The 9,989-nt window shown below is 72.2% G+C and carries 10 protein-coding genes; 3 read left to right on the forward strand and 7 right to left on the reverse strand.

What is annotated here, in order from left to right; translation table 11 throughout:
* Positions 1-891 (forward strand): STM4011 family radical SAM protein, encoded by an 891-nt coding sequence (locus ACRWND_RS12175; RefSeq protein ID WP_431948720.1) that lies wholly within the window; start codon positions 1-3, stop codon positions 889-891.
* A gap of 32 nt (positions 892-923) precedes the next feature.
* Here the strand turns inward: ACRWND_RS12175 and ACRWND_RS12180 are convergent, their stop codons facing one another.
* Positions 924-1,730 (reverse strand): SAM-dependent methyltransferase, encoded by an 807-nt coding sequence (locus ACRWND_RS12180; protein ID WP_431948721.1) that lies wholly within the window; start codon positions 1,728-1,730, stop codon positions 924-926.
* Between the two features lie 256 nt (positions 1,731-1,986).
* Complete coding sequence (locus ACRWND_RS12185) at positions 1,987-2,853, reverse strand: helix-turn-helix domain-containing protein (RefSeq protein ID WP_431948722.1); 867 nt, start codon at positions 2,851-2,853, stop codon at positions 1,987-1,989.
* A gap of 136 nt (positions 2,854-2,989) precedes the next feature.
* Between ACRWND_RS12185 and ACRWND_RS12190 the strand changes: the two genes are divergently transcribed.
* Positions 2,990-3,448, forward strand: coding sequence for an ATP-binding protein (locus ACRWND_RS12190; protein WP_431948723.1), 459 nt, complete (start codon positions 2,990-2,992; stop codon positions 3,446-3,448).
* A gap of 38 nt (positions 3,449-3,486) precedes the next feature.
* Here ACRWND_RS12190 and ACRWND_RS12195 read toward each other — a convergent pair whose 3' ends face one another.
* Positions 3,487-4,275 (reverse strand): SGNH/GDSL hydrolase family protein, encoded by a 789-nt coding sequence (locus ACRWND_RS12195; RefSeq protein ID WP_431948724.1) that lies wholly within the window; start codon positions 4,273-4,275, stop codon positions 3,487-3,489.
* A gap of 256 nt (positions 4,276-4,531) precedes the next feature.
* Between ACRWND_RS12195 and ACRWND_RS12200 the strand changes: the two genes are divergently transcribed.
* On the forward strand, positions 4,532-5,356 hold the full coding sequence (locus ACRWND_RS12200) for a tyrosine-protein phosphatase (protein WP_431948725.1): 825 nt from the start codon (positions 4,532-4,534) through the stop codon (positions 5,354-5,356).
* A 30-nt stretch (positions 5,357-5,386) separates the two neighbouring features.
* On the opposite strand, the gene ACRWND_RS12205 is transcribed toward ACRWND_RS12200, so the two are convergent.
* The 4 genes from ACRWND_RS12205 to dxs form a co-directional block, all read right to left on the reverse strand.
* Positions 5,387-5,512 (reverse strand): DUF6126 family protein, encoded by a 126-nt coding sequence (locus tag ACRWND_RS12205; RefSeq protein ID WP_431948726.1) that lies wholly within the window; start codon positions 5,510-5,512, stop codon positions 5,387-5,389.
* A 14-nt stretch (positions 5,513-5,526) separates the two neighbouring features.
* Positions 5,527-6,165: a helix-turn-helix domain-containing protein gene (locus ACRWND_RS12210; protein WP_431948727.1), complete on the reverse strand. Its 639-nt coding sequence runs from the start codon at positions 6,163-6,165 to the stop codon at positions 5,527-5,529.
* 99 nt (positions 6,166-6,264) lie between these two features.
* Complete coding sequence (locus ACRWND_RS12215; protein ID WP_431948728.1) at positions 6,265-7,668, reverse strand: aspartate aminotransferase family protein; 1,404 nt, start codon at positions 7,666-7,668, stop codon at positions 6,265-6,267.
* Positions 7,665-9,737, reverse strand: coding sequence for a 1-deoxy-D-xylulose-5-phosphate synthase (gene dxs, locus ACRWND_RS12220; RefSeq protein ID WP_431948729.1), 2,073 nt, complete (start codon positions 9,735-9,737; stop codon positions 7,665-7,667). Before dxs ends, ACRWND_RS12215 begins: the two co-directional genes overlap by 4 nt.
* Positions 9,738-9,989: the final 252 nt, after the last annotated feature.

The raw sequence follows: 9,989 nt of genomic DNA on the forward strand, positions 1-9,989 counted from the left end.
ATGGACCTGACGATCCTCTACCGCGGCCCGCTGGCCTCGTGCGACTACGACTGCCCGTACTGCCCCTTCGCCAAGCGCCGTGACAGCCGTGCCCAGCTGACCGCCGACCGCGCCGCCCTCGAACGCTTCGCCGGATGGGCGGCCGGGCAGGACGGCGACCGGCTCTCCCTGCTGTTCACCCCGTGGGGCGAGGGCCTGGTGCGGTCCTGGTACCGGCGCACTCTGGTGGAGCTCAGCCGGCTGCCGCATGTGCGCCGCGTGGCGATCCAGACCAACCTCAGCTGCCGCACCCAGTGGCTGGAAGAGGCCGACCTGGACACGCTCGCCCTGTGGTGCACCTTCCATCCCGGCCAGACGCCCTATGACCGGTTCCTGGCCAAGTGCCGCGACCTGGCCGCCCGCGGCGTCCGGCACAGCGTGGGCGTCGTCGGCCTGCCGGAGCACCTGGAGCAGGCCCGGCGGCTGCGCGCCGACCTTCCGGACGACGTCTACCTGTGGGTCAACGCCGCCGAGGGCCACACATATACCGACGCCGAGGCGGAGCGGTGGACCGCGCTGGACCCGCTGTTCCCGTACAGCCGGCATCCGCACCGCAGCGCGGGTCTGCCGTGCCGCACGGGCGAGTCGGTCATATCGGTGGACGGCGAGGGCACGGTGCGCCGCTGCCACTTCGTCCGCGAGGAGCTGGGCAACCTCTACGACGGCTCCTACCGCGCGGCGCTGCGCCAGCGGGCATGCCCGCTGGCCGTCTGCGACTGCCACATCGGCTATGTCCACCTTGAGACGCTGCCACTCTACGACGTGTTCGCGGGCGGGGTCCTGGAGCGGATCCCCGCCGCGCCGCCGCCGGGCCGGACTCCGTTGCGCCTGCTGACGCCGACGTCCCCGTAGCGAGCGGCCCGGCGGGGCCGCGGAGAGCCGTGTCAGCCCTTGCGGCCGACGCCTCCCCAGAAGGCGATGCGGACGTGCTCGCCCTCCTCCGGGAGCGGGCTGTCCGGGCGCCACCGCGGCACCTGCACGAGTCCAGGCTCGACCAGCGGGAAGCCGTCGAAGAAGGGCTCGATCTCCGACTTGCTGCGCAGCGTGAGGGTGGAGGTGGCGTTCTTGTAGGCCTCGGCGGCGTCGGCGTCCACGTCCTGGTGGAAGTCGGTCGTGCCGTGGCTGAGGATCAGCGCGCTGCCGGCCGCCAGGTTCTTGGTGAGGGCGCGCACGATCCCGGCCGGGTCCTCGTCGTCGCGGACGAAGTGCAGGAGCGCGACGAGCATCAGGGCCACGGGCTCGTCGAAGTCGATCAGCTCCCGGATGGTGGCGTGCTCCAGGATGCTCTCGGGCTCGCGGACGTCGCCGAGGAAGAAGCCGGCGTTGCCGGTGTTGGTGAGCCGCGCGCCGGCGTGGGCCGCCACGATGGGGTCGTTGTCGACGTAGGCGACCCGGGCGTCGGGCAGGACCGGGCGGGCCACCTCGTGCGTGTTGGGCGAGGTGGGGATGCCGGTGCCGATGTCGATGAACTGCCGGATGCCCTGCCCAGCCGCGTAGCGCACCGCGCGCTGCATGAACTCCCGGTTGGCGCGCGCGCTGGGGCGCGCGTCGGGGGTCATGCGGATCACCATCTCGGCCGCCTCGCGGTCGGCCTCGTAGTTGTCCTTGCCGCCGAGGTAGTAGTCGTACATCCGGGCCGGGTGCGGCCGGCTGGTGTCGATCTCCTCCGCGGGGAAGCCCTTGTCGGTCAACGCCCTGCTCCGTTCGGATTCCGATGGCCCCTGAGGGGCCGGTGAGTGCTGCGGTCGATGCTCTTCCGGCCCGTCCCGCCGTTCGCGGCGGCGGGACGTCGGCACGCGCGGACGGGCCGTGGCGCCGCCCGGGCCGTCGTCCTTGGTGGGGGCGCGACCACGGACGCACGAGCCGCCGTCGCCCCCGATCCACGGCTTGCTCCGGCCCGCGCCCCGAGGCTCCCGGTGGGCACGCCGTCGCGGATCCGCTCCATGCTCACGTCTCCTCGTGGATGCGGGCGAGGATCCGCTCGGTGCCGGCGGCCGGCGCGGCCTGGGCGCACATCCGGTCCAGGGCTTCCAGGAAGGTCGAGACGTCGTCGCGGTCGTCGAAGTAGACGCCGCCGACCAGGCTTTCCGAGTAGACGACGTCCGGGAGCTCGTGCGTCTCGAAGCGGAAGATGTGGAACGGCCCGTACATGGCCGGGTGCGGTCCGGCCGTGAACGGCATGATCTGCAGGCGTACGGCGGGCAGGGCGCAGGAGTCGATCAGCTTGGCGATCTGGGCGCGCATGACCGCCGGACGGCCTATGGGTCTGCGCAGGACCGTCTCGTCCATGACGACCCAGAGCAGGGGCGCGTCCTCACGGGTCAGCAGCGCCTGGCGTTCCATGCGCAGGGCGATCCCCCGTTCGATCTCCGCCTCACCGGCGCGCGGATTCCCCGCCCGCAGCACCTCGCGCGCGTAGTCCTCGGTCTGCAGGAGTCCGGGCACATAGTGCGGCTCGTAGGCGCGGATGACGCGGGCCTCGCCCTCCAGGCTCACGAAGGCGCTGAACCAGTCCGGCAGGACGTCCCGGTAACGGTGCCACCAGCCGGGCTGGTTGGCCTCCCGGGCCAGCGCGAGGAACTCCTCGAGCTCCTCCGGGGCGGTGACCCCGTAGGTGAGCAGCAGCTTCTCGACGTAGGGGATCTTCAGGCCGACTTCGGCCTTCTCCATGCGGCGGATCGTGGCGTGGGTGACGTCCAGGGCCCGGCCGGCGTCCTCGTAGGAGAGTCCGGCCCTCTCGCGCAGGTGCTGGAGCCGCTTGCCGAGCACCACCCGGAGGACGGTGGGAGCACCGCCCGACCGCGTGTCCATCACGACCACTTCCCCAACTCCCCTCTGACGCAAGCAGTGTGTCATGCCGTCATCAGGAGCCGACAGTGCGCACCCGTCGTTCTGTAAATTACAGATCGCATCTTGCCAACAGTTCCGGCGGGACCGCATAGTTAGCGACGTGGCCTCCTCACCAGTCGCTCTGCGGTTAGAGCGCCGCGGCACCCCCGACGCCCCTCACTGCCAGGACCTGTTCCGTCTGCCCGCCCGCGGGTCCTCGGTCGCCGACGCGCGCCATCGCGTGCGGGCACGGCTGCGGGAGTGGGACGCGGACGAGGGGCTGTGCGACGACGCGGAGGTGATCGTCTCCGAGCTCTTCACCAACGCCGTCATGCACACCGGCAGTGAGTGCGTCACCTGCGGCATGCGCTTCGACGGCGCCCGGCTGCGGCTCGAGGTCAGCGACCAGGGACGCGCGCCGACCGCGCCCCGGCCGCGGGCCGCTGGTGTGGACGAGGAGGGCGGACGCGGCCTGCTGCTGGTGGGCGCGCTCTCGCAGGCCTGGGGAGTCCGGCCCACCGACGACGGTGGCGGCCGTGTCGTGTGGGCCGAACTCGCCTCCGGGACGCAGCCTTACTGACGCGGCCTCCTGGAGCCCCCACCCCGCCGGGCAGCCGTCTACAGCGGCAGCAGGTCGGGGCGCTTGGGCGTCACATTGTCGCCGGAGGACTCCCCGCGCAGCCGCCGGCCGATCCAGGGCACGAGGTGCTCGCGGGCCCATTGGATGTTGTCCCGCCGGACCTCGGCGGGCGCACGGAAGGGTTCCGGCGGCCATGCCTGGTCGGGGTCGGCCGGCACCTCGAGCCCCAGCACCTGTGCGGCGCGCAGGGCGACCCGGGTGTGCCCCTCGGGCGACAGGTGGAGTCGGTCGGCGTCCCAGGCCCTGCGGTCCTGGATCGACCGGAGCGACCATAGGTCCAGCACCGGGGAGTCGTACCGGTCGGCGATCGCGCGCACATGCGCGGTGTAGGTGGCGATCTTGCCGCGCAGATGCCGCAGCACGGGGATGCCGCGGGTGTCGAAGCCCGTGCACAGCACGACGGTGCCGACGGCGGCGGCGAGGCGGGCGACCGCCGCCTCGTAGCGCTCGGCGACGTCGTCCGGGTCGCTGCCGGGCCGCAGGATGTCGTTGCCGCCGGCGCAGAAGGTCACGAGGTCGGGCGCGAGTTCCACGGCCCGCGGAACCTGCTCCTCGACGATCCGGTCGAGGAGGCGGCCGCGCACCGCGAGGTTGGCGTACCGGAAGTCGTGTCCGGGCCGGCGGTCGGAGAGGAGCACCGCCAGCCGGTCGGCCCAGCCGATGAACGTCCCGTCGGGACCCGGATCGCCGACACCTTCCGTGAAGCTGTCCCCCACGGCTGTGTACGACCCGATGGCGTCACTGTTGTTTTTCGAATCGTCTGGCACGTCCGCACATACTTCACCTCCTCGAGTGACCTACGCCACCGTAACCAGGGGTTGACGGGAGGTGATCTATCCCACCCGACTTGATGCGCCCCACGCGGAATACGGCGGTGTCCGGCGGCGCCCACCGGCCCGCGACGGCGATCGCATACCGACCGGTACGGGCGGCGCCCGGTGTGCCGTAGGGTCGGCAGTGGTCCGCCCGCCGGTGACCCGCACCGCGCGGTCCGTGAACGTACCCGTGAGCGAAGGAGCACCGGTGACAGAGCAGACGCCGCAGACCGCCCCCACGGAGCCCGAGCTGACCGGTGTGCGCAACTTCCGCGACGTCGGGGGCCTCCCGACGGCCGACGGCCGACGGGTGCGCTACGGGCGGCTCTTCCGCAGCGGGCACCTGGCGCACGCCACCGCCGAGGACGCCGGCTACCTCTCCTCCCTCGGCCTGCACACGGTCTTCGACTTCCGCAACGCCGCCGACATGAAGCTGGAGGGCCCGGACGTCGAGCTGCCCGGCGTGCGACAGGTGAACCTGCCGCTGAGCGACCCCGCCCGGGGCGCCGAGTTCTGGACCACGGTCCGCGACGGCGACGTCTCGGCGCTCCGCGAGATCCTCGGCGAGGGCCGCGGCACCGCGCGCATGGTCGCGGCCTACCGCCGCATCGTGCTGGAGCGCACCGCCGAGCACACCCGCATGCTGGAGTTGCTCGCCGAGGACGAGTCGGTGCCGGCACTACTGCACTGCGCGGCGGGCAAGGACCGGGCCGGCACCTCGATCGCCGTGATCCTGCTCGCCCTGGGGGTCGAACGCGCCGCGATCATGGAGGACTACCTCAAGAGCAACGAGGCCCACCGCCGCTACCGCATCAGGCGGGGCGCGCACGCCGAACCGGCGAGCACCCCCGAGGTCATGGAGCTGCTCGGCCCGCTCTTCGACGCGCGCAAGGAGTACCTGGATGCCGCCTTCGACACCATCGAGGAGCACTGGGGCTCGGTGGGCCGCTACCTGGAGAAGGGACTCGGCCTCACCCTCGCGCGCCGCGAGCGGCTGCGCGCGCTCTTCCTGGACGGCGCGCGGCCGGCCTGACCCGCGGCGTTCTCCGCCTTCGGGCGCGGCCTACTTGGCCCCCGCCAAGTGGAAGACCAGGAAGAAGAACGCGGCGATGACGTGCACCCCCACCAGGTAGATGAAGGTGCGCACCTTGAAGCCCATGGGGGCCTTGTCCCGGGAGTCGCCGGACATGGTCAGTCCTCTCGTCATGCGCCGTGGGGGCGCGGGGAACGGCCGTCGCCCAGGCACAGCTCCGCCACGGAACTCCGCAGCAGCGTGTGGACGAACAGCAGATCGACACCGGCCGGCGAGGCCGCCGCGATGCGGTGCGGGGTGAGCGAGTCGAAGTGGGCGCTGTCACCGGGCACCAGCCGGTGCACGGCCTCCCCGAGGGTGAGCCGCAGCTCGCCCCCGAGGACGTACAGCCACTCCTCGCCGGCGTGGACGCGCACCAGCCCCTCCTGGGGGCCGGGAGGCACGTGCAGCCGCAGCGCCTGCATGGCCCGCCCGGGGTTTCCGGCCGGCCAGTACGTCCAGCCGCCGGCTTCCGCGGGCGGCACGGCGCCGCCCCGGACGACGGGGTCGCGCTCGGGTGAGGTCTCGCCGAGCAGGTCCGACACGGTGGTGCCGTAGGTGCGGGCGAGCGTCAGCAGCATGGGCAGGGAAGGCTGCCGCTGGCCGGTCTCCAACCGGGACAGGTGCGCCGGCGACAGCCCGGCACGGGCGGCGGCCGCCTCCAGGGTCAGCCCGCCCCTGAGGCGCAGGGCGCCACCGTGGCCCGGGTGATGTGCCAGTCGGGGGGCGACGTCCGGCAGGGGCGCCTCGCCCGCCGAGGGTGTGGTCATGCCTCAGGTATAGACACCGTTCACCCCGGAGGCAAGAAACTTGCCTCCGGGGCAACAGTTGGCGGGGCCATCAAGCGTGGGCCGGGCGGCGGGCCCGGATCAGCGAACCGCGACCGCCTGCTTCACCAGTGTCCGCCCGAACTCCCACATCAGGCCACCGCCGCTGTGCGCGTCGTCCATCACGGCGGTGAACGCCGCCACGAAGCGGTCCACCTCCCGCTCCCCGATGATCAGCGGCGGGATCAGCTTGATCACCTCCAGGTGGTCCCCGGAGACCTGGGTGAGGATACGGTGCCGCTGCAGCAGCGGCACGACCACCATCTGGGCGAACAGGCCCTTGCGGGCCGCCTGCAGCATCATCCAGCGGCTGCGCAGCCCCAGCGACTTCGGCCTGCCGAACTCGATGCCGATCATCAGGCCCCGGCCGCGGACCTCGTGCAGCAACTCGTAGCGGTCGACGAGGGCGGTGAGGCGGTCGCGGAGCAGCTCTCCGGTGACCCGGGCGTTGTCGACGACCTTCTCGTCCTCCATCACCGCGAGGGTGGCCAGCCCCGCGGCCATGGCCTGCGCGTTGGAGCCGAAACTCGCGGAGTGCACCAGCACCCGGTCCATGGAGGAGTAGACCTTCTTGAAGATCCACTCCTTGCCGAGGGTGGCGCCCACCGGCACATAGCCGCCCGACAGGGCCTTGGCGACGCACACCAGGTCCGGCTCGACGCCCTCCTCGTGCTGGTAGGCGAAGAAGTCGCCGGTGCGGCCGAGGCCGGTCTGCACCTCGTCGGCGATGAGCAGCGCCTTGTGCCGGTGCAGCAGCTCCCGCGCCGCCCGCAGATAACCCGGCGGTGCCGGGTGCACGCCCTTGCCCTGGATCGGTTCGACGATCAGCGCGGCCACGTCGCCCTTGACCAGCTCCCGCTCCAGTGCCGCGAGATCGCCAAGCGGCACGGGGGTGTCGGGGAGCAGCGGGTCGAAACCCTCGCGGAAACCGCTCTCCCCGCCCACGGACAGCGACCCCGTGGTGAGCCCGTGGAACGCGTGGTCGCAGAAGAGCACGCGGGGCCGGCCGGTGGCGTAGCGGGCGAACTTCAGGGCCGTCTCGACCGCCTCGGTACCGCTGTTGCCGAAGAACACCCGGTCCAGGCCCGGCGCGTGCGAGAGCAGCTTCTCCGCGAGCAGCCCGGGCAGCGGCTGGCAGTCGAAGCGGGTCAGGTCCGCCAGCCCGGCGTCCAGCACATCGTGCAGCGCCTTGCGCACGACCGGATGGTGGCGGCCCAGGCCCATCACCCCGAAGCCGGCGAGCATGTCGAGGTGGTCCCGGCCCTCGTCGTCCCAGAAGTACGCGCCCTCGGCCCGCTCGTAGACCTTGTCGAAGCCGATGGTGTGCAGCATGCGCGGCAACTGGTGGTTGAGGTACCTGGCGTGCAGGTCGTAGCGCTCGGCGCCGCGCTCGGCCAGCAGGGTCACCAGGTCGAACCCCTTGGGCTCGGGATCGGGCGGTGTCATCGCTCACGGGCCTCTCGTCCGGGTGCCTCTCGTCGGGGTGCCGGCCGTCCGGGCGCATGTCGTCCGGACGCCGCCTCTCGGTGCTTCTCGTGCGCCCGCTTCCCGCTCGGGTGCACTCCGTCCTGGTCCTTCCCGCTCGGGTCCTTCCCGCTCGGGTCCTTCCCGTCCATGCCCTTCCCGCCCGGGTGCCCCCCGTCCGACGCGAGACGGTGCAGGGTGGCCCCGATCCGCCCGGCGATCTCAGCGGGGGTGAGACCGATGTCGGCCAGCACCTCGCCGCGCCTGGCGTGCGGCAGGAACTGCTGCGGGATGCCGAAGTCGCGGACCGGCACATCGGTCTCCGCGTCCCGGAGGGCCTGTGCGACGGCCGAACCGACGCCCCCGGCCCGCCCGTTGTCCTCGATCACGGCGACCATGCGGTGCCGGGCGGCGAGCGCGGGCAGCTCCGCGTCGAGCGGCTTGACCCAGCGGGGGTCGACGACCGTGACGCCGACGCCGCGTTCGCGCAGCAGGGCGGCGGCGGCCAGGGACACCGCGCCGAGGGCGCCCACGGACACCATCAGCACATCCGGCCGGTCGCCGCGGTGCAGGACGTCCATGCCGCCGACCCGGCCGATGGCCGGCAGGGCCTCGCCGACGGTCTCCTTGGGGAAGCGGACGACGGTGGGCGCGTCGTCGACGTCGATCGCCTCGCGGAGCTGGGCGCGCAGCTGGTCGGCGTCGCGCGGCGCGGCGATCCGCAGGCCGGGGACGACCTGCAGGATCGACATGTCCCACATGCCGTTGTGGGAGGCGCCGTCGTCGCCGGTGACGCCCGCCCGGTCGAGCACGAAGGTGACGCCGCACTGGTGCAGCGCCACGTCCATCAGGACCTGGTCGAAGGCGCGGTTGAGGAAGGTCGCGTACACGGCGACCACCGGATGCAGGCCGCCCGTCGCCAGGCCCGCCGCCGAGACGGCCGCGTGCTGCTCGGCGATCCCGACGTCGTACACGCGGCGCGGGAAGGCCCTGGCGAACTTCTCCAGCCCGACCGGCTGGAGCATGGCCGCCGTGATCGCTACGACGTCCGGGCGCTCGGCGCCGATCCTGACCATCTCCTCGGCGAAGACCGACGTCCACTTCGGGCCGCTCGACGGGGTGAGCGGCTCGCAGGTGAGCGGGTCCATGGCGCCGACGGCGTGGAAGCGGTCGGCCTCGTCGCGCTCGGCGAAGGCGTAGCCGCGGCCCTTCTCGGTGAGGCAGTGGACGAGGACGGGTCCGTGGAAGCGCCGGGCCCGGCGCAGCGCGGACTCGACGGCGGCGATGTCATGGCCGTCGATCGGGCCGAGGTACTTCAGGCCCAGGTCCTCGAACATGCCCTGCGGGGCGAAGGCGTCCTTGAACCCCTTCTTGGCGCCGTGCAGGGACTCGTAGAGCGGCTTGCCGACGACGGGCGTCTGCTGCAGCCTCTGCTTGCCCCAGGCGAGGAAGCGTTCGTAGCCGTCGGTGGTGCGCAGGGTGGCCAGATGATTGGCGAGCCCGCCGATGGTCGGGGCGTAGGAGCGCTCGTTGTCGTTGACGACGATGATCAGCGGGCGGTCCTTGGCGGCCGCGATGTTGTTCAGCGCCTCCCAGGCCATGCCCCCGGTGAGCGCGCCGTCACCGGTGACGGCCACGACGTGGTCGCGCCGGCCCAGCACCTGGTTGGCCTTGGCCAGGCCGTCGGCCCAGCCGAGCACCGTGGAGGCGTGGCTGTTCTCGACGACGTCGTGCTCGGACTCGGCGCGCGAGGGATAGCCGGACAGGCCGCCCTTCCCCCGCAGCTTGGAAAAATCCTGACGTCCCGTCAGTATTTTGTGCACATAGGACTGGTGACCCGTGTCCCACAGGATACGGTCGGCCGGCGAGTCGAAGACCCGGTGCAGGGCGATCGTCAACTCGACCACGCCGAGATTGGGTCCCAGGTGCCCCCCGGTCCTGGCCACGGCTTGGACCAGGAATTCACGGATCTCCCCCGCGAGTTCGCCCAGCCGCTCCGGCGGAAGGGCCTTCAGATCGCGCGGACCACGGATGTTCTCGAGCAGCGACACTTTCCCACCTCGCTCCCCTCCAGGGGACTGTTTCGCTTGAGAGGCCGTGCGGACAGACGGGTCGGCGTCGCGGGTCGACGGCTCTCGCCTGGCGGCGTTGCCCTCGGTCGCCGCAGCTCCGCTGCGTCTCCCATCTCCGCCGTGCCGGACTCGGCCCTCGACCCGCTGCTTGCTCCACACCGCCTATCCGCGCGGCCTCTCAGCTGACACTGATCTCGGGTTCTCCAGGCGGCACTCCGTCGGCCTCCATCC

Source organism: Actinacidiphila sp. bgisy167 (assembly GCF_965342175.1).
Classification (GTDB): domain Bacteria; phylum Actinomycetota; class Actinomycetes; order Streptomycetales; family Streptomycetaceae; genus Actinacidiphila.

Coding starts and splice junctions, on each gene's coding strand:
- ACRWND_RS12175 (WP_431948720.1), top strand. CDS start 1: ATGGACCTGACGATCCTCTACCGCGGCCCGCTGGCCTCGTGCGACTAC.
- ACRWND_RS12205 (WP_431948726.1), bottom strand. CDS start 5,512: ATGTCCGGCGACTCCCGGGACAAGGCCCCCATGGGCTTCAAGGTGCGC.
- ACRWND_RS12210 (WP_431948727.1), bottom strand. CDS start 6,165: ATGACCACACCCTCGGCGGGCGAGGCGCCCCTGCCGGACGTCGCCCCC.
- ACRWND_RS12215 (WP_431948728.1), bottom strand. CDS start 7,668: ATGACACCGCCCGATCCCGAGCCCAAGGGGTTCGACCTGGTGACCCTG.